20 protein-coding genes and 1 tRNA gene are annotated in these 25,045 nt (G+C 73.2%); 9 read left to right on the top strand and 12 right to left on the bottom strand.

What is annotated here, in order from left to right; genetic code table 11:
* Nucleotides 1-210: 210 nt before the first annotated feature.
* Nucleotides 211-1,740 (bottom strand): glycoside hydrolase family 15, encoded by a 1,530-nt coding sequence (locus B1H55_RS02515; protein ID WP_080461551.1) that lies wholly within the window; start codon nucleotides 1,738-1,740, stop codon nucleotides 211-213.
* Between the two features lie 10 nt (nucleotides 1,741-1,750).
* Complete coding sequence (locus B1H55_RS02510) at nucleotides 1,751-2,488, bottom strand: LytR C-terminal domain-containing protein (protein ID WP_073452596.1); 738 nt, start codon at nucleotides 2,486-2,488, stop codon at nucleotides 1,751-1,753.
* A 181-nt stretch (nucleotides 2,489-2,669) separates the two neighbouring features.
* Here B1H55_RS02510 and B1H55_RS02505 point away from each other — a divergent pair, with 181 nt between their 5' ends.
* Nucleotides 2,670-3,356 carry a uracil-DNA glycosylase gene (locus tag B1H55_RS02505; protein WP_073452665.1) on the top strand — a complete coding sequence of 229 codons (687 nt, stop codon included), beginning with the start codon at nucleotides 2,670-2,672 and terminating at the stop codon, nucleotides 3,354-3,356.
* A 95-nt stretch (nucleotides 3,357-3,451) separates the two neighbouring features.
* Here the strand turns inward: B1H55_RS02505 and B1H55_RS02500 are convergent, their stop codons facing one another.
* The 5 genes from B1H55_RS02500 to B1H55_RS02480 all read right to left on the bottom strand — a co-directional run bounded on the left by B1H55_RS02500 (nucleotide 3,452) and on the right by B1H55_RS02480 (nucleotide 9,756).
* Complete coding sequence (locus tag B1H55_RS02500; protein WP_073452663.1) at nucleotides 3,452-4,213, bottom strand: Rossmann-like domain-containing protein; 762 nt, start codon at nucleotides 4,211-4,213, stop codon at nucleotides 3,452-3,454.
* A gap of 236 nt (nucleotides 4,214-4,449) precedes the next feature.
* The gene (locus B1H55_RS02495; protein ID WP_077240886.1) at nucleotides 4,450-6,162 is read right to left on the bottom strand and encodes a DUF7059 domain-containing protein; all 1,713 of its coding nucleotides are present in this window, start codon (nucleotides 6,160-6,162) and stop codon (nucleotides 4,450-4,452) included.
* Between the two features lie 220 nt (nucleotides 6,163-6,382).
* Nucleotides 6,383-6,458: transfer RNA gene (locus tag B1H55_RS02490), tRNA-Thr, on the bottom strand.
* 62 nt (nucleotides 6,459-6,520) lie between these two features.
* Nucleotides 6,521-7,429, bottom strand: a complete 909-nt coding sequence (locus B1H55_RS02485; protein WP_077240885.1) for a DsbA family protein — start codon at nucleotides 7,427-7,429, stop codon at nucleotides 6,521-6,523.
* 191 nt (nucleotides 7,430-7,620) lie between these two features.
* On the bottom strand, nucleotides 7,621-9,756 hold the full coding sequence (locus tag B1H55_RS02480) for a serine/threonine-protein kinase (RefSeq protein ID WP_080461550.1): 2,136 nt from the start codon (nucleotides 9,754-9,756) through the stop codon (nucleotides 7,621-7,623).
* Nucleotides 9,757-10,027: 271 nt separating this feature from the next.
* On the opposite strand from B1H55_RS02480, the gene B1H55_RS02475 reads away from it, so the two are divergent.
* Together B1H55_RS02475 and B1H55_RS02470 are read left to right on the top strand one after the other, a co-directional pair.
* Entirely contained in the window at nucleotides 10,028-11,155 is a 1,128-nt protein-coding gene (locus B1H55_RS02475) for an ABC transporter ATP-binding protein (RefSeq protein WP_073452589.1), read from the top strand.
* Between the two features lie 306 nt (nucleotides 11,156-11,461).
* Nucleotides 11,462-12,835, top strand: a complete 1,374-nt coding sequence (locus tag B1H55_RS02470; protein WP_073452587.1) for a DUF4032 domain-containing protein — start codon at nucleotides 11,462-11,464, stop codon at nucleotides 12,833-12,835.
* A gap of 145 nt (nucleotides 12,836-12,980) precedes the next feature.
* On the opposite strand, the gene B1H55_RS02465 is transcribed toward B1H55_RS02470, so the two are convergent.
* The 4 genes from B1H55_RS02465 to ispF all read right to left on the bottom strand — a co-directional run bounded on the left by B1H55_RS02465 (nucleotide 12,981) and on the right by ispF (nucleotide 17,654).
* Nucleotides 12,981-14,216 carry a hypothetical protein gene (locus B1H55_RS02465; protein WP_077240884.1) on the bottom strand — a complete coding sequence of 412 codons (1,236 nt, stop codon included), beginning with the start codon at nucleotides 14,214-14,216 and terminating at the stop codon, nucleotides 12,981-12,983.
* A 184-nt stretch (nucleotides 14,217-14,400) separates the two neighbouring features.
* Nucleotides 14,401-15,396 (bottom strand): 23S rRNA (guanosine(2251)-2'-O)-methyltransferase RlmB, encoded by a 996-nt coding sequence (gene rlmB, locus B1H55_RS02460; protein WP_077240883.1) that lies wholly within the window; start codon nucleotides 15,394-15,396, stop codon nucleotides 14,401-14,403.
* 81 nt (nucleotides 15,397-15,477) lie between these two features.
* Nucleotides 15,478-17,004: a cysteine--tRNA ligase gene (gene cysS, locus B1H55_RS02455; RefSeq protein ID WP_077240882.1), complete on the bottom strand. Its 1,527-nt coding sequence runs from the start codon at nucleotides 17,002-17,004 to the stop codon at nucleotides 15,478-15,480.
* 95 nt (nucleotides 17,005-17,099) lie between these two features.
* Complete coding sequence (ispF, locus tag B1H55_RS02450) at nucleotides 17,100-17,654, bottom strand: 2-C-methyl-D-erythritol 2,4-cyclodiphosphate synthase (protein ID WP_073452580.1); 555 nt, start codon at nucleotides 17,652-17,654, stop codon at nucleotides 17,100-17,102.
* Nucleotides 17,655-17,889: 235 nt separating this feature from the next.
* On the opposite strand from ispF, the gene B1H55_RS02445 reads away from it, so the two are divergent.
* The 5 genes from B1H55_RS02445 to B1H55_RS02425 all read left to right on the top strand — a co-directional run bounded on the left by B1H55_RS02445 (nucleotide 17,890) and on the right by B1H55_RS02425 (nucleotide 22,777).
* Nucleotides 17,890-19,089: a methyltransferase domain-containing protein gene (locus B1H55_RS02445; RefSeq protein ID WP_231952642.1), complete on the top strand. Its 1,200-nt coding sequence runs from the start codon at nucleotides 17,890-17,892 to the stop codon at nucleotides 19,087-19,089.
* A gap of 318 nt (nucleotides 19,090-19,407) precedes the next feature.
* The gene (locus B1H55_RS02440; RefSeq protein WP_077240880.1) at nucleotides 19,408-20,373 is read left to right on the top strand and encodes a hypothetical protein; all 966 of its coding nucleotides are present in this window, start codon (nucleotides 19,408-19,410) and stop codon (nucleotides 20,371-20,373) included.
* A gap of 414 nt (nucleotides 20,374-20,787) precedes the next feature.
* Nucleotides 20,788-21,174, top strand: a complete 387-nt coding sequence (locus B1H55_RS02435; protein ID WP_077240879.1) for a PadR family transcriptional regulator — start codon at nucleotides 20,788-20,790, stop codon at nucleotides 21,172-21,174.
* Nucleotides 21,171-22,088 (top strand): ATP-binding cassette domain-containing protein, encoded by a 918-nt coding sequence (locus B1H55_RS02430; protein ID WP_077240878.1) that lies wholly within the window; start codon nucleotides 21,171-21,173, stop codon nucleotides 22,086-22,088. Before B1H55_RS02435 ends, B1H55_RS02430 begins: the two co-directional genes overlap by 4 nt.
* A complete protein-coding gene (locus B1H55_RS02425) occupies nucleotides 22,085-22,777 on the top strand; it encodes a hypothetical protein (RefSeq protein ID WP_077240877.1) in 693 nt (230 codons plus the stop codon). The genes B1H55_RS02430 and B1H55_RS02425 overlap by 4 nt, the downstream gene beginning before the upstream one ends.
* Nucleotides 22,778-22,910: 133 nt before the next feature.
* On the opposite strand, the gene B1H55_RS02420 is transcribed toward B1H55_RS02425, so the two are convergent.
* On the bottom strand, nucleotides 22,911-24,389 hold the full coding sequence (locus B1H55_RS02420) for a PAS domain-containing protein (protein ID WP_077240876.1): 1,479 nt from the start codon (nucleotides 24,387-24,389) through the stop codon (nucleotides 22,911-22,913).
* 187 nt (nucleotides 24,390-24,576) lie between these two features.
* Between B1H55_RS02420 and B1H55_RS02415 the strand changes: the two genes are divergently transcribed.
* Nucleotides 24,577-25,032 carry a GNAT family N-acetyltransferase gene (locus tag B1H55_RS02415; protein WP_073452572.1) on the top strand — a complete coding sequence of 152 codons (456 nt, stop codon included), beginning with the start codon at nucleotides 24,577-24,579 and terminating at the stop codon, nucleotides 25,030-25,032.
* Nucleotides 25,033-25,045 lie beyond the last annotated feature (13 nt).

Here is a 25,045-nt window from a genome sequence, read left to right as displayed (position 1 = left end):
TCGGCTCCGGGCGTTCACGTCACGCCCGGCACCGGCCCTCACGTCCCAGCCGGGTCAATTGTCACTCGAAGGCTCCGAGTGCTAACGGCAATGCTGGCACTCTCGGTGCCCGAGTGCAAGACGCCCGCCGCGCCATGGGCCCGGCTTCCCCCGACGGCGAACCGGATCGCCCGGTGGATGCGGGCGGCCCGCCCGGCGACCCCGAGCCGGTCAGTCGGCGAGCTCGCCGACCGCCAGCAGCACGAGCGCGCACGTCCAGGCCAGGGGCGCGGGGCCGGCGGGGCGGCCATCCGCCAGGACCTTCTCCGCCAGAGCGCCCGCCGCCGTGCGATGCGATTCCAACCAGGCCATGAGCTCCTCGGCCTCGGCCCGCTCCCCCAGGGCCGCCGCCGACCACGCCAGGAGGGCCGTCTCCGGGGTCCAGGAGACGCCGTCGTCGCGCCAGTGGGAGCCGGGGGCGACGCCGCCCCCGGCACGGGTCATCCGCGCCCGGGCCCCGGCACGGACCCGCGCGCTGCCCGCGAGGGCGCGGGTGAAGGGCGGGCCGACGAGCGCGATCGCGGCGTCCACGTCATCGTCGCGCACGTGACGACCCCAGCCGGGGCTGAAGGAGGACTCGATGGCGGCCCGGACCTCGTCGACCCTCCGGGCGAGCGCATCGCGGCCCGGGGCGGCCTGCGAGGGGCCCGCGGATGGCCGAACCGGCGCGCCCGCCGCGTCGACCCGATCGGCCGGGAGCGAGTCCGTGAGCGCGAGCGCGCCCTCCAGGCCCAGGAGGACCGGCGCGGCCAGGCCGAGGGTGGTCCGCCTCTCGGGCACCTCCCAGTAGTCGGGTCCCGCCGGGGGAAGGCGGGTGAGAGTGGAGGTGAGGCTCATGAGGCGGTCGGCGGCCCGGGCCGCGGTAGCGGCGAGATCGCTCGGCAGGCCGAGGTCGGCCGGGGCCGGCTGGGGCGACTGGGGCCCGGCGCGCCCGGTCTCGATGCGCGCCCCCGCGATGATCCGGCCGAGCGCCCAGAGGAACCAGCCCGCTCCATCCTCCTGGCGGGATCGGCCATCCGGCACCTGGCCGACGGCGTTGTAGCGGGCCTCGAATCCGCCGTCGGGAAGCTGCAGCGCGGCGAGCCGGCGGAGGACGGCGAGGGCCTCGGCCCGCATTCCCACGGCGTCGAGGGCGACGGCGGCGAAGGAGGCGTCGCGGGGCCACACGTAGCGCCAGGCGCTCACGGGACCGGCGACGACGGCGCCCGCCGGGAAGCCCTCGGTCTCGACGGGACGGGTCGCCGCGTCCGCGGCGGAGGCGGGCTCGACGGCGAGGTCGGGACCCGTGAGTGCGAGCAGGTCGGCCAGGGCGTTAGCGGCGAGGCCCTGCCAGCGCCCCTCCGGCAGGCGGGCGATGCCCGCGCGCTGGAGGGCGACGGCCTGGGCGGTGGTGCGGACGTCGTCGTCGAGGCCCAGGGGATCGGCGGAGGCGGCGGGCACGCGCGCGCCGGGGAGGTAGTCGATGGCGGTCCCGGGGGCGAGCGGGTGGACGACGCCGTCGGCCCCGACGGCGAGCCCCTCGCTGAGGAGGATTGGCTCGGGGCGCGACGTCAGGCTCGTGACCGCGGGGACGGCCGCGAGCGCGCCCCCGGCGAGGAGGGGGAGGGCGATGGCGGTCCGGCGGCGCAGGGCCCCCGTGCCCGTGCCGCGCGTCGGCTCCTCAACCGGGGCGGCGGGGTCGGGCGCGTGTCCATCGCCCATCAGGCGCTCATCAGCGGTTGTTGCCTCTGCCGTTACCGATGCCGCCGTTGTCCGCCTCGGCGGTGGCGCCGTTGGGACCGACCTCGGGAGTGGCGCCGTTGGGGCCATCCTCCGGAGTGGTGGCGGCGCCGTCCTCGGAGGCGCCCGGGTAGTCCTCGCGCAGGATGATGACGATCGGGTTGGACTGGGCCTGGCCCGGGTCCTCCACGGCCTCGCCGCCTCCGAGGGCGGCGACGACCGCCTGGGCCGTGGCGGCCTGCTCGGCCGAGTTGTAGTACACGGTGGTCTTCGTGGGCTGCTCGACGGTGTAGGCGCCCGGTGAGACGTTGACCTGCGTGTATCCGGCGGCGGTCAGCTTCTCGCCGGTGCGCCCCGCCAGGCCCTGGATGGAGGTGCCGTTGTAGAGCGTGATGCCGGTGGACATGTCGGCCTCGCCGGTCGGCGCTGCGGAGGCGGCGGCGTCACCCGCACCATCGCTGGGGGTGGCGCCGCCGACGCCCTCAGAGGCGGGCGCCCCGGTTCCGGCGGGGGTCGCCGTCGACGTGCCGGCCGTGCTCGTGGAGCTATTGCTGGAGCGCCCCAGGAGCTTGACGGCCCCCCAGGCCAGGATCGGGACCAGGATGAGCACAGCGAGCAGGGATACCCAGCTCCGCCAGGCGGGGAGCTCGGCGCGATGAACGCCGATCGGCGCCGGCCCGGCGCCCTTGCCGTCGTCGAACTCGTCGTCGGGGTAGTCGTAGTGGCTCACGCGGGCAGAATACCGGCCCATCGTCCCCGGCGCAGCGGACACGACGAGGGCGTGGTTATATCTCCCCGCTGATCCATGGGCACGGGCGACGCGGCGGCTCCTGGGGCGGACCCGCCGGGAGGCTTCCATGCGGGGCCCCGCGCATGCCCCCTCGGCGGCGATGACGCTCTACGCTCGGGGCATGAGCGAGTCCCGCGAGCCCCAGCCACTCGACCGGATCATCGACCCCTCATGGGCGCGCGCCCTGGCGCCCGTGGAACCGACGATCCATGAGATCGGCGCGCGCCTGCGCCAGGAGATCGCCGAGGGGCGCGGCTACCTGCCCGCGGGCACGGATGTGCTGCGCGCCTTCACCTACCCGCTCGACGACGTGCGAGTCCTCATCGTGGGGCAGGACCCGTATCCGACGCCGGGCCATCCCATGGGGCTCAGCTTCTCCGTGGCGCCGGGCGTGCGCCCTCCCCGGAGCCTGGAGAACATCTTCACCGAGCTCGTGAGCGACCTCGGCGTGCCGCGACCGACCTCCGGCGACCTCACCCCGTGGTCCCGCCAGGGGGTCATGCTGCTCAACAGGGTGCTGACGGTCCGGCCGGGCTCACCGGCCTCGCACAAGGGCTGGGGCTGGGAGCGGGTGACGCAGCGGGCGATCGAGGCCCTGGTGGAGCGCGGTGGCCCGCTGGTGGCGATCCTGTGGGGCCGCCCCGCGCAGTCGCTGGCGCCGATGCTGGGCTCGACGCCGATCGTCGCCTCGCCGCACCCCTCGCCACTGAGCGCCTCCCGGGGGTTCTTCGGCTCGCGGCCGTTCTCACGCGCCAACGCGCTGCTGGTCGAGCAGGGCGCCGCCCCCGTCGACTGGCGCCTCCCCTAATCGCCGAGACCGGTCGAAGTGGCGATCGAGACCGGTCGAAAACGGCAACGAGACCGGTTCGCCCACGGGCCCGCACTCGTATCCACCCGTCGTGGTCAGGCGGGAACGCGGTGCAGATGCATGCGGTGGCCGGGGCCGATGCCGGGCAGGACATCGAGCATGGCGGGCTCCAGGCCGCTATCAGCCACCCAGCCGGTGATCGTATCGACGCCGAGGTCGAGGAAGAGGGGGTGCATCGGCGTCGACGGCCCCACGAGGACCGTGTGCGCTCCCCCGCCGACGGCGAGCTCGATCAGGCGGGGCATCGTCTTGTTGACCAGGCTCGACGACGAGATCAGGACGGCGTCGCAATCCGCGAGCAGGTACTCGCAGGCGGTGTCCGGGTAGTCGCCGGGACGCGGATCGCGCTCCAGGATGATGACCTCCGCGGTGCGGGCCAGCGCGCCCCGGGCGAAGGGGAAGTGACCGACGATGCCGATGCGACCGCCCGCGAAGCGCTCGTTGTAAGGGTCGAAGACCTCCCGCCACCCCACGCCCTTGCCCGTGGCCACGAAGCCATTGGCGACGGCGCTCTCCTGGCGGGAGTACCAGGAGTTGATGGCGGCCAGGCCCACGCTCGCCTCGGCCAGGTTCCATGATCTCACCAGTGACGCGGCGTCTCGCAGCGAGCGGCCCTCCACGGGGGAGTCAGCGCTGAGCGCCGGGCGCGAGTGGGCGTCGATGGTGTAGCCGGCGCCCAGGCCACCGGCGTCGTTGAGGACGCGGCTCCACTGCGGACCGCGGTGGACGGCAGTCACGCGCGCGTCATCGGGGATGTCATCGATGAGCGCGTCGTAGATCTCCCAGGGGTTGGTCATGCCGGATCTCTCCACTGGTCGGCCGATCATCAGGTAAGCCTCACCATATCGACAGGTCCGAGCCGGGCACCAGGCCGGTCGCCTGGCGGGATCACTGCGTCACCATCCGATGCGGCCGCCACGGCCACGCGATGCTTCGAGCAGTCTCACCACGCGGCTCCGAACCGGTTTCGATCGCCATTTCGACCGGTTTCGATGGCGTTTTCGACCGGTCTCGATGAGGCGGTTTCCGGTGATCAGGGGGCGGGGGGAAGCGTGAGCACTCCCCAGGCGGCGAGGTCCCGGCACTGGGCCACGAGCTCGGCGGTGAGCGCCTCGGCATCGGCGTCCAGGAGGGCGGCGACGGCGCCCGCGATCTGGGCGATGGACAGCTCGCCGTCGGCCACGCCGATGAGCGCGGCCAGGGCGGTTCCCACCTGGATGGAGCGGCCCAGCCCGCCGCCCTGGCGCAGGAGGATGACGCTGGGGTCGGTCCGGCCGGGCACGAGGTAGCGCTCCTCGGTGACATCGGCGGCGACGACTGGCCTCAGAGCGGCGACAGCGCCGTCATCCAGGAGGGCCAGCCGATCACGGACGTCGATCGACGCCGCGACATGAGCCCCCAGGGCCCCGGAAGGGCTCGTGCCCACCTCCTCCAGGACGCGCCAGGGCCTGCGATGGGGACTCGCGGCGTCCACGGCCCCGGGCCGATGCGCGAGGAGGTAGCCGAAACCGACGGCCTCGACGCCGCGCGCCTCGAAATCGCCGATCCAGGCACCCAGGGCCGCCTCGAAGGCGTCGCGCTCACGCTCGGGGGTCAGGCCGCCGTCGCGCAGCCACATGGTGGCGTACTCGACCGGGTCCTGGGAGTCGCGCTCGATGACCCAGGCGTCGACGTCGTCGGGGAACCACTCCCCCACACTCGCCCGCCAGTCGGCGCCGGCGCCGTGCTCCCAGTTGCCGAGCATGACGAGGATGCCACCGTCGGCCAGCCTCCCGGCGAGCCCCGGGACGAGGCCCGGCAGGACGGGGCCGCCGGCGTCGCGGTACTCCATGAGCGGCAGGCCGGCCTCCCGCACGGCGGGCGGGGTGAGGACGAAGGGCGGGTTGGAGACGATGAGGTCGTAGCGGCGACGGCCGAGCGGCTCCAGGAACGAGCCCGCGAGGAGCTCGAGTCGCTCGGGGGCGATACCGGCGAGCGCGGCGTTGAAGGCGGTGAAGGCCAGGGCGCGCTCGGAGATGTCGGTGGCGGTGATGCGCTCGGCGTGGCGGGCGAGGTAGAGGGTCTGGATGCCGCAGCCGCAGCCCAGGTCGAGCGCATCGCCCACGGCCCGGCGCGGGATGAGCCCTGCCAGGGTGAGGCCGGCGCCGCCGATGCCGAGTACGTGATCGGGGGCCAGGGGCTGACCGGAGACGAGCTCTCCGACGTCGGAGGCCACCCACCAGCGCGCCTCTCCGACGTCGTCGCGGGCCTCGTGAGGGCGCAGGTCCACCAGGGCGCGCGCGATGGCGGCTCGTCCCGAGCACCACTCCCCGCGGCCCTCGGCCTCCTCGCGCCCCTCCAGCGCGACGAGGCCGATCCGGGCAGCACCGTGCGCCCCGGTGCGCGGGAGGGCGCTATCGAGCTCACCGGCGGTCACGGGCTCGCCGAGCATGAACAGCGCGGTGAGGACGGCGACCGGGCCGGGCCCGGCAACCGCTGAGCGCCCCGCCTCCAGGGCGGCCCGTACGGCGCGCAGGGCGGGCAGGCGGATCTCCCGGCGCAGGGCGGCCTCGGCGACGCTTCCGATGAGGTCGGTGACGGCGTCGACGCCCCACCCGGACTCCTCCAGATCCGCGCGCAGGTCGGCGGCCTGGTGCGCGGTGAGGACGGGAGCGGGAGGGGAGGTCGGCCGCGCTGGGGATGCGGGGTCGGGCGACGCGGCCCGCCCGCCCGGGGCGGAGGAGAGGAGCGAATCGTTGGGGGTCATGGGCCCAGTTTCCCGCGTCGCCGCCTCACACCCGGCATCCGGCGCCGGAGTCGAGGGGGTCCGAGTGGGTGAGGAGGCCCGGAGGCGGCGCAAGGCGCAGCGCTCGAGGCATCTGCGGTTGCCGCAGGTGCATTCCGGACCACGCGTCCCGATCTGCGTGCCGCTCAGGGCCGATGGGCATGGATGGGCATGGATGGGCATGGATGGGCATGGATGGGCATGGAGCCGCGTGCCGGGTTCGAACCGGCGACCTGCTGTTTACAAGACAGCTGCTCTACCAGCTGAGCTAACGCGGCGCGGGCCTCGATGCGAGGCCCGGGCGCAAGTGTGGCACATGCGCCGAGGATCACGGGGCGCCTCAGGATCCGGGTGTCGCGGCGGGCGCCTCAGGGGCGAGCTCGGCCGGGGCGGCAGGGGTCTCGGCCGGGGCGGCAGGGGTCTCGGCCGGGGCGGCAGGCGCCGCGCCCTGCTGGCTGTTGATGTAGTCGGCCAGGCTGTTCTCGGCCTGGAGCAGCCCCAGGTCGACCTGCTGCCCGTTGTACGCGATCGCCGGGGTGCCCTGGAAGCCGCCGTCCCTGAAGGCCTGGGTGGAGGTGTCGATCCACTTCTGGTAACCGGAGGACTTCACCGCCTTCTTGATGGCGCTCCGGGTATCCGAGGACAGGCCCGTCTGAGAGGCGACGTCGTCGATGGCGTCCTCGGTGAGCAGGCCCGCGTCCTGCTGGGAGAACGCGGTGCCGAAGTGGGAGAGCAGGGCGTTGTGGTAATCGAGGGCCTTGTCGGGCTCGTTGTCGAGGACGGCTCCCATCGCGTTGTAGGCCATGTTGGTCCAGTCCTGGTCGAGGGCCTGCACGGGGTGGAGCGCGAGGGTGATCCTGCCGTCGGCGGTGAGCGTCCTCATCTCCTCGGAGTGCGCCATCTCGAAGTTGGCGCAGAAGTGGCAGGAGTAGTCGAAGTAGACGTCGAGGACCGGGGCGTCGACGGTGGAGGAGCCCACTGCGAGATCGGACCCGTAGGTCCACGAGCCGTCGTCGCGGACGGCGGAGGGCAGCTTGCTGTTCTTCTTGGCCTCCTCAGCGGACTTCGAGTACCAGACGGTCCCGGCGACTCCGCCGACGACGACGACGGCGCCCACCCCGATGAGGGCGCGGCGCGTGAGGGCGGCGCGGTGAGCCTTGCGGGCCTGCTCCTCGCGCAGGGCCTGGGCCTTGGCGCGGGCGGCCTCCCGGCGCTCGGCCTTGGTTGGGCGGGGATCATTCGAGGCCATGATCGGTTCCTCCGAATCTGCATGGGTGTCGTTGCGCGACAGTTCGCACAGACAATAATTGAATGTTCACTCTTCAGGAAGGGGCAGCCTGAATTGTTACTGCCCCGGGGCGCCGGGACCGCGGCCCCAGCAGTGAGGCCCGCCCGGTCCCCGCGCCGCATCCCCCGCCGATCGACGACGGCGCCGCCGCCTCACTGGAGGGGGCTGAGGGTCGCCGGCGGGAGGCGCATGAGCACCTCCAGCACGAGGCACCCGACGCCGAGGGCCAGGAGTACGACGGCCCACAGCACGCGGATCGGCCGACCGGGCATGAAGGCGGACACGATCTTGGCGCCGCCGCGCCGAGTGGACGCGCCCCAGGGGACGAACCACAGGATGAGCAGGAAGACGAGCTCGCAGCCCGCCATGAGCAGGGCCCTGCGATGGCGAAGTTGCAGGCCCGTCAGGATCGAGGGATCCAGGCCGACATCCGCGCCCAGCGGGCCCCGGAGCAGGAGGTAGAGACCACCGGCGACGACGCCGGCCAGGACGATCGCGGGCAGTGCCGCCCCGAGGGAGCGCAACAGGTAGAGCGGGCTCGAGGCCCACATGCGGGCGGTGTCCGCCGCCGTGGCACTGCCCCGCTGGAGCCTGCGCCAGCGCCGATCGTCATCCCCACGGCCCGCGGCCCCGGCGAGCACTGTGAGGACGGATGCGACCAATGCCACCCAGATGGGCGCCCACATCGCGAGCATGACGAGGAGGAAGGCGGCCAGCAGGATCATCGAGCGGCGCCGCCGGGGCTCGCGCGCCCAGTCGGGGAGCACGGCAGCGGGGCCTGCCGCGCCGGCCGCCCCGGCGGAGACGGCCGGGGCATCGGGGCCCGCTGCGCCCGACGCCGCGACGGGAGCGATCCCCGCGCCCGTCGGCCCGGTGGTGGGACCAGTCGGCCATCCCGATGCGGTCGTCCCGGAGGCGGGGGCTCCCGCTCCCTGGGCCTGGGGGGAGATCGCGGCCGGCATCGGCTGGGCGGCCCGTGCAGGGGGCCAGCCCGCGCCCTGGGCGCCTACCGGAGGGGTCGGCCCGCCGGAGGGGGGAGTCGGCAGCGCGGGCGGTGAGGAGGGATGCCCCGCCGACGAGGCCCCGCCGAGTCCCTGCCCGCCGGCCGCGCCCCCGGATCCGGGGGCGTAGGAGGCCGGGATCCCCGCGGCGCCCGCCCTCGCGTCCGGGGCGGAGCCCTGGAAGGGGCTCGGGGCCGGGGTCCTCCCGTAGGCACCGGGAGAGGTGCCATATCCGGAGGCCGCCGGGGTCATCGTGGGGCTGCCGCCCGGGCGCTGGACCGAGGTCGGGCTCGGCCCGCTCGTCGCCGGCCTCCCGTAGGCGCTGTCCCCGTAGGCACTGTCCGAGGCGCCCGAGGGCCGCCCGGGCTCGGGGGCGCCGCCCGGGAGGACCGCGGCGAGGGCCCGCGACCCGTCTCCGCCGTCGGCGATGTCGTCGAGGACGGAGAGCAGCCCGTCGATCGGGAGGCGATCGGCCGCCCGGGGCTCCAGGGCGGCTCGGAAGGCGCGCGCCAGGGCGGGGCACTCCTCGGGCAGGTCGCCGAGCTCGGGGGTGCCGGCGTAGACGCGCCGGAAGACCACCTGCCAGGGGCCGGAGCCGAACGGCGCGCGACCGGTGACCGCGAAGAGGAGCACGCCCGCGCAGGCGTACCAGTCGACGCCGGGGGACGGCTCGTCGCCGTCGAGCATCTCAGGCGGGATGAACCCCGGGGTGCCGGTCACCTGGCCGGTCTGGGTCAGGCGGACGTCGTCGGCGACCTGCGCGATGCCGAAGTCGATGAGGACCGGCCCCTGGGCGCCGAGCATGACATTGGAGGGCTTGAGATCCCTGTGGATGACGCCGGCGGCGTGGACGGCGCGCAGGGCGTCCACGAGCCCATGGGCGAGATCGGACAGGTCGCGGGCATCGGTGACGAGGTCGTAGGCCCCCTCGCGGTCGACCTCGCGCTGGAGGGTGGGACCCTCGACGAGCTCGGTGATGACGAAGGTCATGCCGTGCGCGGACTCGGAGTCGCCGGTCTCGATGTCGAGGATGCGGGCCACGCGGGCGTCCCGCACCCTGGCCAGGACCTGGGCCTCCCGGTCGAGGCGGCGCCGGGCCATGGGGTCGGCGGCGATCTGCGGGTGGAGGATCTTCATGGCGACGCGGTCGCCGGCCTCGTCGGCCACCTCCCAGACCGCGCCCATGCCCCCGGCGCCGAGGCGCCGCAGGAGCCGGTAGCCGCCGACGGTGGCGCCCGCCCGCAGTCCGCTGATCGACGGAGGAAGAGAGGCGGAGGGCTGCGTCATGCGGCCAGGGTACCGGCCGAGCAGGACAGACCATAGTATGTGAGGCAGTTCACATAACGTTTACCCAAGTCTCATCCTGACGGGTGTCGCGCTCAGGAGTGGGCCATGACACTATGTCTTCCGTCGAGGGCTCCCGCCCCGGCACCGCGCCAAGGACGCCATGCGCTGCCCGGCTCGACCGAACTCCGTCAACCTCCGTCAACGCTGACATCCCGGCACCTCTCCACCACGGATCGTCCGGCACGTACCTGCCGGTGAAGGGAATAACTCCATGGCTACCGTGACCTTTGATCACGCCACTCGCATCTACCCGGGCAATGACCGCCCCTCGGTGGACCAGCTCAACCTCGAGATCGCCGACGGCGAGTTCCTCGTCCTCGTCGGCCCGTCCGGCTGCGGGAAGTCGACATCGCTCCGCATGCTCGCCGGCCTGGAGGACGTCAACTCCGGCCGTATCCTCATCGGCGACCGCGACGTCACCGATGTCCAGCCCAAGGACCGCGACATCGCCATGGTCTTCCAGAACTACGCCCTGTACCCGCACATGAGCGTGCACGACAACATGGGCTTCGCCCTGAAGATCGCCGGCACCCCCAAGGAGGAGATCGACAAGCGGGTCCGCGAGGCCGCCAAGATCCTCGGCCTGACCGAGTACCTCGACCGCAAGCCGAAGGCCCTCTCCGGCGGTCAGCGCCAGCGCGTGGCCATGGGCCGCGCCATCGTGCGCAAGCCCAAGGTCTTCCTCATGGACGAGCCGCTGTCCAACCTGGACGCGAAGCTCCGCGTCCAGACCCGCACGCAGATCGCCTCCCTCCAGCGCTCGCTGGGCGTCACCACGGTCTACGTCACCCACGACCAGACCGAGGCCCTGACCATGGGCGACCGCATCGCCGTCCTCAAGGACGGCATCCTCCAGCAGGTCGGCACCCCTCGCGAGATGTACGACAAGCCCGCCAACGAGTTCGTGGCCGGCTTCATCGGCTCCCCCGCGATGAACCTGGGGCACTTCACCGTCAACGGCGACATCGCCTCCATCGGCTCGGCCAAGATCCAGCTGAGCCGCGCCACCCTCGACGCCATCAAGCCCGAGGACGGTGGCAAGGTCACCATCGGGTTCCGCCCCGAGTCCCTCGAGGTGGTCTCCGCCTCCGATGAGCACTCGATCCCTGTGCGCGTGTCCTTCGTCGAGGAGCTCGGCTCCGACGCCTACATCTACGGCGAGCTCGTGGGGGCCGAGGGCTCGGAGGACAAGCTCGGCAGCGGCGAGGACTCCAGCCAGATCATCGTCCGCGTCCCCCCGCGCACCGCGCCGGGCACTGGCGAGACGGTCTACGTGCGCATCAAGCCCGGCCAGGAGCACATCTTCTCCGCGGCCACCGGCGAGCGCCTGCCCGCCTGATCGCTAGGCCCCGGCCCCTCGGGCCAGCACCGGAGCCCCGTTCCCGCCACGGCGGGGGCGGGGCTCCGCCGTGGCGGGAACGGGGATGCCGGCGGGACGCCGTCGGACGGCGCCGTGCCGACTCACGCATAGCGACGAGATCCTCTTCACCGGTGCCACCCACCCCGAGCGGTGCCGTCTGCACCCAGTGGAGCGTCCTACTCGCACCAGTCGGTGCTTTCCGCACCAGTGGGTGCGAGAGGCGCCAGTCAGGGCCTCACACGCCTGGGCGGCCCGGCAGCACGGGATTCCTGCAAGAATCGCCCCATGCTCATGTCCATGCAGATCTCGGCCGCGACGATCGACCCGGCCCTTCTCGACCTGCCCTGGGAGCTCCCCCTGGAGGAGTGGCCCCCGGATGTCCTCGCGGCCCTCCCCCGCGGCCTGTCACGGCACGTTGTGCGCTTCGTCAACCTCTCCGAGCGCGTCATCGCGGTCAAGGAGATCGGCGAGTCGGTGGCCCACCGCGAGTACGAGCTGCTGCGCGACCTCGTGCGCCTGGGCGCCCCCTGCGTCACCCCGACGGCGGTCATCACCGGCCGCATGAGCGCCGACGGCGAGCGCCTGAACTCCGCCCTCGTCACGGAGCACCTGTCCTACTCCCTGCCCTACCGGGCCCTGTTCAGCCAGTACATGAGCCCGGACACGGCCACGCGCCTCATCGACGCCCTCGCAGTGCTGCTCGTGCGCCTGCATCTGCTGGGCTTCTACTGGGGGGACGTCTCCCTGTCCAATACGCTGTTCCGCCGGGACGCGGGGTCCTTCGCCGCCTACCTCGTGGACGCCGAGACGGGGGAGCTCTACCCCGAGGGCGGCCTGACGGAAGGCAAGCGGCTGTACGACATCGACGTCGCCCGCACGAACATCATCGGTGAGCTCATGGACCTGCAGGCCGGGGCCCTCCTGGAGCCGAGCGTGGACACGATCGAGGTCGGGGACCGGATCGTCGAGCGCTACCACGATCTGTGGGAGATCCTCACCGGCGAGGAGTCCTTCGCCATGAGCGAGCGCTGGCGGGTGCGCCGTCGTATCGAGCAGCTCAACGAGCAGGGATTCGACGTCGGCGAGCTGACCATGCGCACGGACGAGACCGGCGAGCACCTCGTCATCCAGCCCAAGGTGGTCGACGCCGGCTACTACCACCGGCGCCTGCTGCGCCTGACGGGACTGGATGTCCAGGAGCGCCAGGGGCGCCGCATGCTCAACGACCTGGAGGCCTACCGGGTCACACGCGGGATGCGGGACCGACCGATCGAGCAGGTGGCGCATATCTGGCTCGCCGATGTCTTCGAGCCGACCATCCAGTCCGTGCCGATCGAACTGCGCCGCAAGCTCCAGAGCGCGGAGATCTTCCACGAAGTGCTCGAGCACCGCTGGTACATGTCGGAGGCTCAGCGGCGCGACGTGTCCACCGAGGAGGCCACTCAGGATTACATCGCCCATGTGCTCCCCCAGCACTGGGATGAGGAGGCCTACCTCTCGCTCGGGGACAGCCAGGAGATGGAGGCGATCTTCACCGATGACGACGAGCCGCCCATCGAGGACGACGCCGAGTTCGCGGCCCGCGACGAGGAGACGGCCGAGGCCTACAGCGCCAACCCCTTCGGCTTCACCGCCGGCATGAAGTTCAAGGGCGAGTGATCACCTCTCCCTATATGCGAGACCGGTTGATATCGCGATCGAAACCGGTCGGTTATCCACAGATGCGGTGGGAGCCATCCCGGCCGTCCTCACCCTTGTGGATCGTGGACCGGTCTCGTTGTCGTTTTCGACCGGTCTCGGCGGATTAGTCGGAGGCTAGCTGGGCGTCGACGAGGCGCGTCTCCTCGTCCGCACGACGGCGCAACTCGCGATGGCGCACGACCGAGGCCAGCGAGGCCTGAAGGATCGCGTCGACGAGCACCATCGCGCCCACCGCCGCCACGCCCCTGTGGACCCCACCACGACGGCGCAGCGCCCCGCCCAGCAGGGCACCGCCGATCCCGCCCTCGAGGACAAGGGCGGCGCGCACCGTCCACGGCCTCTCCGTGACCGTCTCCACGTACGCCTGCCGAATCGCCTGACCGGGCGTTCCCGGATCACTGACCATCAGGCCCACGGAGCGGGTGACGGCATTGGCCAGGCCGCGGGGCTCATGGACGACGACGCCCGGCACCTCCACGGGCGCCAGCGCGCCGGAGAGCACCCGATCGACCCACTCGGGCAGGCCCAGCGCCTCGATCATCGCGGTCAGACCCGCGGCGCCCGGGGTGGCCAGGGCCTTGGCGACCGCCTCGGCGTCGGCCCCCGGGATGGCGGCGGCGATCGCCGATGCGTCCGTGACGTCGGTGAGGAGATCATCCACGACGGTGCTCAACGCGGGCCCGGGCTCCGCGACGCCGCCCCACACGTACTGGGAGGTCATGCCCCAGGAGAAGACCGCGTCGTCCTCGGAATCCCCGGTGGTCACGGCGCGAACGGTCATGTCGCCCTCGTCGACCGTCAGGACGAGCGCGGGCAGGGACTCCTCATCCCAGCCGAACATCCCGAGCGACAGGCCCTCGCCGGAGTGCAGGACGATGCGCCGGTCGATCTCGGGGACGGTGGCCACCGCGAGCGGCCGCTCGAGGAGCGTGGCCTGCAAGGGGACCATGTACGCGCTGATCGGGGAGACGATGACCGCGCGGGCCGTGGGCGTGCCGTGACGGGCGAGCTCGGGCAGCTCGGCGTCGTCGGGAAGGGCGTCGAAGGAGGCGGGGCCGATCGTCACCGAGGCGCTGAAGGCCCGGGCGAGGGTCTCGGCGAGCTCGCTGACCCCCATGCCGGGCACGACGCCGCCGCGGCTGGGCGGGGTGACGGCGACCCGCGCCTCAGCATCGGTGAGCAGGGTGATGGACAGCAGGTGGGGCGTGCTGGGATACCACTCGAGGCGCGCCACGACACGCTCGGAGTCCAGGCGGGCGGCCACCTCCTGGGGCGCTGTGCCGGGGGCGATGACGACGCCCTCCGTGCGGTTCCAGCGCTGCGATGCGTCCTGTGCCATGACGGTCTCCTCGAGGTTGACTGCGGCCCATTGTGGCAGCAATACGGTCCGCATGTGAATGGAGGGGCGGCGCCGGCCGCCGCGCCGGGTGACCGCGCCCGGCCGACGCGCCGGATCTCCGCAGGGGGTCGCCGTGCACCGTTGGGCCGCCGGGCCTCGATCGCGCTCGGCCCGGCCCACCCGCTCAGCCCTCGGCCGCCGCGCGGCGCAGACGGTCCACCTCGTACAGGGTGATGCCCGTGGCCACGGCCGCGTTGAGGGACTCCACGCTCGCCGAGATCGGGATGGAGGCGATGACGTCGCAGGTCTCGCGCACCAGCCGGGACAGTCCCGCGCCCTCGGCGCCGGTGACGACGACGAGGGGGGCGTCGGCCAGGGAGAGCTCCCCCACGGGCGTGTCGCCCCCGCCGTCGAGCCCGACGACGAAGCAGCCCTCCTTCTTCAGTGCCCGCAGCGCCCGCACGAGGTTGGTCTCACGGGCCACGCGCACGCGGGCGGCCGCGCCGGCGGACACCTTCCAGGCGGTGGCGGTCACCCCGGCGCTGCGCCGCTCGGGGATGATGACGCCGTCGGCCCCGAAGGCCCCGGCCGAGCGCAGGACCGCCCCCAGGTTGTGGGGATCGGTCACCTGGTCGAGGGCGACGAGCAGGGGCGTGCGGCCGAGCGCGCGGGCGCGGTCGAGGAGGTCGGCGGCGGCGGTGTACTCGTAGGCGGGGATCTCGATGGCCACCCCCTGGTGGGCGGCGCGGTCGGTGAGGGCGTCGAGGTCGAGGCGCGTGGTCTCCAGGACGGGGGCGCCCAGCAGCGCCGCGCGGCGGACGACGGCGCCGAGACGGTCATCGGAGGCGGCCGAGACCGCCATGAAGACGCGACTGATGGGCACGCCCGCGCGGGCGGCCTCGGCCACGGCGTTGCGCCCGCAGACGATCTCGAATCCCTCGGGCACGCGGAAGCCCCTCTTGAGGCGCTCCATCTGATTGACCCGCTGGTTGGCCCCGGTGGCGCGGGCCTCGGCGCGGGCCTTCGCGATGGCCTTGGGATGGCCGACGCGGTTCTCGGCCCTGGGTGTGGGGCCCTTGCCCTCCAGGCGCTGACGGCGATTGCCGCCCGAGCCCTTCGTGGGGCCCTTCTTGGACCCGGGGCGGCGCCGGGGGCCGGGGTACTGCTCATTGCCGGGCATCGCGTGCCCTCCTGTCTGCGGTTCGTGGGGTTGTGGCGCGGGCGGCGATCCGCGCCCGGGCCGGGATGGGGCGGGCGGTGGTCACGCGAGGTGCCAGCGGGCGCCGCCCGCGGAGTCCTCGACGACGACGCCTGCCGCCGCGAGCTGGTCGCGCAGGGAGTCGGCGCGGGCCCAGTCCTTGACGGCGCGCGCGGCGGAGCGCTCATCGAGGAGCGCGGTCACGAGGTGGTCGAGGGCGCCCATGGCGGCGTCGGAGCCATCGGTCCCGGCGCCGCCGAGCGCGCCCGCCCTCCAGGGCTCGGAGAGGGGGTCGAGGCCGAGGACGTCGAGCATGGCTCGCAGATCCAGGGCCGCGACGGCGACCGCCGTCGGCTCGGGGGAGGGGACGGCGAGTGCGGCGTTGAGGGCCTTGAGGGCGGCGTGGACGCAGGCCATGGCCCCGGCGAGGTTGAGGTCCTCGTCCATGGCCGCGGTGAACTCGCCCGGCAGGGGCCGCGAGCGCAGCTCGGGGGCGGGGGCGTCCACGGGGCCGACCGGGCCGCCCGCCCCGTCGGGGAGGAGCTCGAGCGCGCGGATGATCGCGCCGACCAGGCGCTCCCAGAGTCCGGCGGCGTCGGCGAGGGTCTCCTCGGAGAACTCGACCGTGGAGCGGTGGTGGACGGTGCCCAGCGCCAGGCGCAGCACGGGGGCCGGGTAGGCCTTGAGCAGCTCGGACACGACCAGCGAGTTGCCCAGGGACTTGCTCATCTTCTCGCCCTTGACGGTCACCCAGGCGTTGTGGACCCAGTGGCGGGCGAAGCCCCAGCCGGCGCCGTGAGACTGGGCCTGCTCGTTCTCATGATGGGGGAACCGCAGGTCGATGCCACCGCCGTGGATGTCGAACTCGTCGCCCAGGTAGCGCCGGCTCATGGCGGAGCACTCCAGGTGCCAGCCCGGGCGGCCGCGGCCCCAGGGGGTGTCCCAGGCGGCGTCGCCGGGCTCGCCGGGCTTGGCGGCCTTCCACAGGGCAAAGTCGCGCGGGGAGCGCTTGTCCGCCTCGACGTCGGCGTCGATCTGGGCCTCGTCCTCCGTGGTGGCCAGGTCCTCGGGGCGCTGGTTGGTCAGCGAGCCGTAGTCGGGCAGGGAGGCGACGTCGAAGTAGACGTTGCCGGGCGAGCCGACGTAGGCGTGCCCGGCGTCGATGAGGCGGGAGATGAGGTCGATCATCTCGGGGATGTGGCCGGTGGCGCGCGGCTCGTAGGTGGGAGGCTCGATGCCCAGGGCGCGGTAGGCGGCGTCGAACTCGCGCTCGAAGCGCTGCGCCCACGCCCACCACTGAACCGGAGGCTCGGCGGCGGCGGACTTGGCCAGGATCTTGTCGTCGATGTCGGTGACGTTGCGGATGAGGACGACTTTCTGCCCGCAGCGCTCCAGCCAGCGGCGCAGCACGTCGAAGGCGATGCCGGAGCGCATGTGGCCGATATGCGGGGAGCCCTGGACAGTGGCGCCGCACAGGTAGATGCCGACCACCCCGGGAGTGACGGTAGGGGCCAGGGGGACGACATCGCGCGCGGCGGAGTCGTACAGGCGCAGGGCCAATGCTGGGGCGGTGGTGCTCGCGGTGCTCACGGGGGCAGCCTATCCGGTGGGCACGTCGAGGGGCGGGGCGGCCCGGGCGGCTCGGGTCGGGGCGGCCCGGGCGGCTCGGGTCGGGGCGGCCCGGGTCAAGGGCGCGCGGACGGGTCGACGGGGTAGACGAGGGCGGTGGCGATGGCGAGGAGCCCCTCGGCCCGGCCGAGGAAGCCGAGGTGGTCGGTGGTGGTGGCGGAGAAGTGGACGGGCGCTGCAACGGCCCGGCTGAGCGCCGCAGTGGCCTCGGCCATGCGGGGGGCGATTCGGGGGCGCTCGCCGACGATCTGGACGGCGATATTGCCGATCTCGAAGCCGGCGGCCCGCACGCGCCGTGCCGCCTCGGCCAGGAGCGCACTGCCCGCCGCGCCCTTCCACTGCGGCTCGGCGGTGCCGAAGTTGGAGCCGAGATCGCCCAGGGCGGCGGCGGAGAAGAGGGCGTCGCAGCAGGCGTGGGCGACGACGTCGCCGTCGGAGTGCCCCGCCAGCCCGACCTCGCCGGGCCAGTCCAGGCAGGCCAGGCGCAGGGGGGTGCCGGAGCCGGGGGCGGCGAAGGCGTGGACGTCGGTGCCGATCCCGGTGCGCGGGAGGACGAGGGGGGCCGCGGCGGGGGCGGGCGGGGCGCTGGGCGTGGCGTCGGATGGATTCATAGGAGCAGTGTGCCGCGCGCGGGCGGGGCCGGCGAGACCAGCGGAGTCGGCTCGGGCATCGGCTTCGATACCGACTTCGATGCCGGCGGCCGGGATATCCTCGGGCGTGCCCATCGACCGCATTGCCGACCATGTTGTCGGCGCCCTCGAACCGGATGCGCCGCCCTCACCGGCGACACCGTCGGGAGCCTCGTGCGCGCTGCACGACTCGGGCGCCTGCCGATCCTGCCCGCGGATGGACACGGCGCTGGAGGCTCAGCTGGCGGCCAAGCAGGACGCCGTCGCCCGGCGACTGGGTGCCCATGTGCCCGACGCCGCCTGGGAGCCCCCGGCCATGAGCGAGCCCTCGCACTTCCGCAACAAGGCGAAGATGGCGGTCAGCGGGACGGCGGACGCTCCGATCCTGGGCCTGGCGGATCGCTGGGGCGGCGCCGTCGACCTGCGCTCCTGCCCTCTCCATGCGCCGGTGATCGAGGAGGCCCTGCCGGTGCTCGCGGGCTTCATCGGCTGGGCGGGCCTGGAGCCCTACTCCATCCCCGAGCGGCGCGGTGAGCTCAAGCACCTCCTGGTCACCGCCTCCCCTGACGGCGATCTCATGGTCCGCTTCGTCCTGCGCAGCCGGCGCCTGGTGGGACGCCTGCGGGAGGGACTGACGCGTCTGCGGGGGCTCCTGCCGACGCTCGCCGTGGCCAGCGCGAATATCCAGCCCATCCACCAGGCGATTCTGGAGGGGGATGAGGAGATCGTGCTCACCGAGGAGGACAGCCTGCTCATGCGCCTGTCGCTGCCGGGCGGGGCGCGAACGGCATCGGGAAGGCAAGCGGCATCCGCCCCGCGAGAGCTGGCACTCCACCTGCCGACGCGAGCCTTCTTCCAGACGAACACCGCCGTGACTGAGGCGTTGTACGCGACAGCGCGCGACTGGGCGGTCGACGTACCCGTCGGCGCCGGCCCGGTGCGGCGGGCATGGGACCTGTTCTGCGGAGTGGGCGGATTCGCGCTGGCGCTCGCAGGAGGAGCTAGGGGCGACGATGCGCCGGGGCCGGGCGCGACCGGGCTGAGCGTGCTCGGGATGGAGCTCTCGGCGTCGGCGATCGACGGCGCACGGGCCTCGGCGGCGCTCGCGGGGCTGCCTCCTGGTCGGGTGCGATTCGAGGCGGGCGATGCCCGCGTCCTCGATCCCTCGGAGGCGCGCGAGCTCGGCGGGCTGCCGGATCTCCTCATCGTCAACCCGCCGAGGCGCGGCATCGGGGAGGAACTGGCTGAGGGGATCGAGGCCTCGGGAGTGGGGCGGGTGCTGTACTCCTCCTGCAATCCGATGACGCTCGCCGACGATCTGGCGCGGATGCCGTCGTTGCGGGTGCGCCGCGCCCGCCTGTTCGACATGTTCCCCCACACCACGCACGCCGAGGTGCTCGTCGAACTCACGAGATGAGGCGGCGCGCCCGCCCTGGATGATGCTGCCCGCCCCGAGCGGTGCCACCCGCACCCAGTGGTGCGTCCTACCCGCACCCAGTGGTGCGTCCTACCCGCACCAGTCGGTGATTTCCGCACCAGTCGGTGCGAAACGCACCAGTGGGCATCGCGATCGACGTCGCCCGGCCGCTATGCGCCCGATCTCATAAAGACCTCCATCGTTACGGGGCACTGGCTGCGGCGGATCGGGAACCACAGGGTGCGCCGCGCGCGCTCCCGGCCAGCTCCTGGGGAACGGATCCCCGGGGGCCGTGGGCGACGTCGCACGCTCGACTCCATGAACGCAGCCCAGCCGGGACCCGCCCGGCTCATTTCCCCACCAGCGCCGGTCATCGTGATCGCCAGGGAGACGGCGACCCTGGACAACGGCCCCCGGCACCCCGAACGGATCAATGGCCTGATACGGATCGCCTCGGGCATCTACACGGAGGCGGCCGCCTGGGAGACGATGCTGCCACGAGAGCGGCACGAGGTTCTCATCGAAGCGGTGCGGCGCACCGAGCAGGGCACGATCCTGATCGGAGCCTCGGCCGCGATCGCCCACGGGCTGCCGGTCGTCGGGATGCGCCTGAGCCGAGTGGAGGCACTGCGCGTCTCCGGACAGCGAGGCGTGACAACACTGCTGCACCGTCGTCATAGGGAGGGGCTGACGGGCATCGCGGAGAACCACGGCCTCCTCCTATCATCGGTCGCGGACACCGTCATCGATATCGCTCGCTGGGGCGGCCTCATCCCGGGCGTGTGCGCAATGGATGCCGCCCTTCACGAGGAGCTGTGCGTCTGGGAGGAGATCCAGGGGGCGCTGGAGCGGATCCCGGCCGGCAGCCGGGGGCTGCGCACCGCGCGGACCGCCCTCGGCCTGGCCGACGAGCGTTCCGAGTCGCCGGGCGAGTCCGTGTCGCGGGTGCGCCAATGGCAGGGGCGCCTACCGCGTCCGGTCCTGCAGTACGTGCTCGACGCCGGGGGCCGGGTGGTGCGCGTCGACTTCTTCTGGTCCTCGATCAACCTGGTCGGCGAGTACGACGGCAGGATCAAGTACAACGCCGCGTCCTTCGGGAAGGACCCGCGGGCGGTGCTGCTCGATGAGAAGGCCCGGCAGAACGACCTCGAGGACCTGCACGGCGTCAAGGTGCGGCGGTGGGGCTGGGCCGACGCGTGGTATCACGACGGCGCGGCGATGATCGAGCGCCTGGTCAGAGCCGGCCTGGAGCAGATGCCCGCGCCATGGCCGCTGCGCGTCTGACCCGGGCGGCGCCCCTCCGCCGGTGCCGTTCGGGAGCCGCCGACGCCCTGCGCCGTCCAACCGAGCGGTGCCACCACCCCCGGATGGCGCCATCCACCCTGAGCAGTGCCATCCGCACCGAGTGGAGCGTCCTGCCCGCACCAGTCGGTGTTTTCCGCGCCGGTCAGTGCGGAAAGCACCTGTCGAAGCCCTCCGAGCACCACAGCCCTCCCAACGCTCACCCCACGCCCAGCAGCAGGTCGCGCTGAGGACGGGCCCTGAGGCGATGGACGCGACCACCGGGGCCGGGGACGAGCACCGACGCCCGGCGCACCCGGCACTGCACGCCCAAACATCCCTTATATCCGCACTTTCTCAATATCACCGCAGGCCAGATCTAGACAGATTCTCTTCTAACTAGGTAGTCTTTCTAGCATGGTACCACCAACGCAGATACTCCACGGCTTCCTCGCCCCCTGCCTCCTGTCCCTCCTCGAGGCCGCCCCGGACTACGGCCTGGCCCTGGCCCAGCGCCTCGACGCCGCGGGCCTCGGCACGATCCCCGGCGGAACCCTCTACCCCGCGCTCATGCGCCTGGAGAAGCAGGGTCTCATCACGGCGTCCTGGCAGCCCTCCACCGCCGGGCCCGCGCGCAAGTACTTCGAGATCACCGCCGCCGGGCGGGTAGCCCTCGCCTCCCACCGCGAGGACTGGGCCGCTTTCAGCCGGGCGGTCGGCACCATCATGGGCCAGGACCCCACCGACCCCGCCCGCCCGGGAAGCACCCCCGGCCCCGAGCACGGCACCAAGGGGTTCTCATGACCTCCCGGGGCATGGGCGACACCCCGCACGACCCCCACGCCTCCTGGTACTCCACCCTGCGAGCCGAGCTCGCCGCCCTCGGTCTCCCCACCTCCGCCTGCGACGACGCCGTCGACTCCGCGCGCAGCGAGGCCGCCGCTCCGCCTGAATCGCTCTTCGGCCCCGCCACGGTCTATGCCCGTGAGCTCGTCGCTGCCCTGCGCTGCGGTTCACGGCCCGCGCCCCTGCCCTCCATTCCCGGCGAAGTGGTGCTCCGGCTCGACGGCGTGAGCGCCACGCGGTCCCGCCGCCCGGTCCTCACGGCCATCGACCTCGAGGTGCGACGCGGGGAGGTCGTGGCCGTCGTCGGCGCCAATGGGGCCGGCAAGTCCACGTTGCTCCAGATCTGCGCCGGAATCCTGCGCCCCAGCGCGGGCCGAGTCGAGCGCGCGCCCCGCTTCGGTTACGCGCCCCAGTCGCACGCCCTGGCCCCGCTGCTCACCGTCGATGAGCACTGCCGGCTCTTCGGCGCCGCCCGGGGCATGACGGCGCGCCGCGCGGTCGCCGTCGGCCACGGCCTGCTCGCCGGCCTGGGATGGCGCGCGCGGGGTGCGCATACCGCCGGCACGCTCTCGGGCGGGACGCAGCAGAAACTCAATCTCGCCCTGGCCCAGATCGACTCCCCGGACCTGCTCCTCCTCGACGAGCCCTACCAGGGTTTCGACTCCCTGGCCTACGAGGAGCTCTGGGGACTCGTGGAGGCCTGGCGCTCGAGCGGGGCGGGGATCCTCCTCGTCACCCACCTGCTGCGCGACCTCGACCATGTCGACCGCGTCATCGAGCTCCCCAGCCCCGAGAGCGCCCAGGACGCCGAGCACGCCGGAGCCCACCCCCGCCCCGCCCACCCCGGATCCCACGAGGAGGCCGCATCATGATCCTGCTCGTCGCCCGGACCACCGTGGTCGAGCTCCTGCGGCGCCGTGCCGCCCTGTCCCTCACCTGCCTGCTCCCCCTGGCGTTCTTCGCGGTGCGCATGGACACGCACTGGACGGCGCTGCGCCTGCTCTCCATGGGCCTGGGATGGGCGGTGGCGACGCTCGCCCTGTTCACCCATGTCTCATCGCGCGGCATCGACCGCCGCCTCGCCGTGGCCGGGGCACCGCCCCTGGCCCTGCTCGCCGGCCGTCTCCTGGCCGTCCTGGCCCTGGGCTGGGCACTCTCCTGCGCCTATTCGATCGTCGCGATCACGACGATCGGCGGCTCCCTCGAGCGGCCGACGGCGGTGCTCCCCCTCCTGCTCCTGGGCGCCACCGTCGCGGCACCGCTGGGCGCGCTCGTGGCAGCGCTCGTACCCCGCGACCTGGAAGGGGCGCTCCTGCTCATCGGAGTCATGGCGGTCCAGCTCCTCGTGGACCCGCAGGAGACGTGGACCCGGGTCCTGCCCCTGTGGTCCGCCCGCGAACTGGCGAGCCTCGCCGTCGGGCCCGTGGCGGACGCCTCCGGCACGCTCGCCAGAGGCATCGCGCACGCGGTGATCTACACGGCGGTTCTCCTCGTGGTCAGCGGGGCACTGGGGTGGCGGCGCCTGCGAGTGGTCCCCGCCGCCGCACCGGCACCGGCATAGCGACGAGCCCCTCTCCAGTGGTGCGGTTCGCCCCGAGCAGTGCCATCCGCACCGAGTGGAGCGTCCTGCCCGCACCAGTCGGTGATTTCCGCACCTGTCAGCGCGAAAAGCGCTAGTCGACGCTCAGCGCGACTCAGCGCAGCTCGGCCAGGGCGCGCCGCACGGCGGTGATGCGCTCCTGGATCTCGGCGGCCAGCATGGGGATCTCCAGATCGCGGATGGCGCCGGCCAGATCCGCCAGGTCGCGCGCCTCGGGGAAGCCGTCCTCGAGGAGCGTGGAGGCCCTCCGCACCGCCTCGCTCTCCCCCGCGCCCGCCGCGGCGGCCTCGGCCAGGAGCTCGGTGAGCGGGCCGCGCGTGGCCGTGAGCTCCTCGGCGACGGCGTCGAGCTCCCCGCCGACGAGCTCGCGCCGGGCCTCCAGCAGGGCCCGGTGATCGGTGAGCCGCGAGATGCCCTCGCTCAGGGCGCTCGTCAACTCCTCGAGGGAGCCGACGGCGTCGTTCTCAGCCACGTCATCATCCCCGGCCAGGATCTGGGCCGCGAAGAACCCCGAGGCGAGGTTGTGCAGTCGCATGAGGGCGATGGCGAAGCGCACGGAGTAGGCATCGCCGCGCAGTTCGGAGACCTGCCCGGCCAGGGGTCGCAGCTCCTCGGCGCATTCCAGGACGAGGGCGTCGACCCTCCGGTAGCGCTCCTCGAAGCCCGTGGCACCGGCGCCCGCGCTCATGGCGCCGGCACTGGCATCCTTGCCCGCATCGGGCCTCGACGTACCGGGCCGCGAAGCGCCGAGGTGCGCGACCTCGTCGCGCGTGGCGCGCAGGGCGGCGCGCAGCTCGGACAGCCTCGTCGAGAGCGCCCGGATATCGGTGGCCCGGCGCTCCAGGAGGCGCACGAGGCGGGCGAGCTCGTCGAGGAGGGCGAGGTGGCCACCGGTGGCCTCCTCGATCGCATGCATCTCCGACAGCACGCGGGCCACTGGCCCCTCAGCCCCCTCCGCGCTCGGGATGCCGACCCCGGCGGCCACGAGCGCGGCCACCTCGGAGGCCACGGCCCGCCGGGTGAAATCGACCGTCGATTCATACCCCAGCGCCTCCAGCTCGCGGCTCAGCGCCGCCTGCCCCGCGGCGGCGACCTCCCGCCGGGTCGAACCGCCGGCGGCCGAGACCGCCTCGACCTCCCTCACCCGCTCGAAGGCCCGCTCGAAGGCGTCGCGCTGCTCGGTGAGCTGGGGGAGGGTGCGGATGGACAGGTAGCCGCTGCCCGAGGGGACGATGGTGGCGAAGACCCGGTAGTGCCCGCCGTCGGAGGCCCGGTTGGTGATGTAGGCGCTGGCGGCGTGGCCGGCCTCGATGTCCTCCCACACCCCGCGGAAGAGCCCTGCGGGCATGACGGGGTGGCGCACCACGTTGTGGGCCCGGCCCACGAGCGCCCCGCGCGGGTAGCCGGACAGGCGCATGAAGATCGAGTTGGCGCGGCGGATGCGACCGGCCGCGTCGGTGGTGGAGAAGAAGATCTCGTCGGCCTCGAAAACGCGTTCCGAGGAGGGCGGCGCGCCGACCCCGGCCGGCTCGCCCGGGCCCGCTGCCCGGGTCGGCTCTGTGTGCTCAGTCATGGCGGGGCCTCCTCCGGCCGGATGCTCGTCCCAACGGTGCCGCGCTGGGCTCACCGAGACTACCCCCGATGCCGACGCCGCGCTCCCGGACCACCCGCGCCCCGGCCCATGACGGCTAGGCTCGGGGCAATCGCGCCGACCCTCACGCGGCGCGCGTCCCGCGGCACTCACGCAGAGAGGCACCACGATGGCCACCGAGATCGTCACCCAGGCCGGACCCGAGCTCGTCGAGGCGATGGAGCGCCTCATCCCCCAGCTCTCCCGCAGCGCCCCCGCCCTCACCGCCGAGCAGTGCGAGGCGCTCCTCGCGCAGGACGGCGTCTACCTCTTCGTCTTCCGCCCGGATTCCCCCGCCGACGGCGCCCCCGCCCCGATCCTGGGCATGCTGACGCTGGCCACCTTCGCGATCCCCACGGGCCTGCGGGCCTGGGTGGAGGACGTGGTCGTCGACGCCGAGGCGCGCGGCCAGGGCGCCGGCAGGCAGCTCGTCGAGGCGGCGGTCGCCCACGCCCGGGAGCTGGGGGCGCGCACCGTCGACCTCACCTCGCGCCCGTCCCGCGAGGCGGCCAACCGGCTCTACCAGCGCTGCGGCTTCGAGCTGCGCGAGACGAACGTCTACCGCCACTCCTCGCCCAAGAGCTGAGCCCCGCCCCTCC

Origin of the sequence: Actinomyces denticolens, from assembly GCF_002072185.1 — a bacterium.
Taxonomy (GTDB): domain Bacteria; phylum Actinomycetota; class Actinomycetes; order Actinomycetales; family Actinomycetaceae; genus Actinomyces; species Actinomyces denticolens.
Note: the sequence above shows the minus strand (reverse complement) of the source record. Positions and strands in the feature narration are given on the sequence as shown.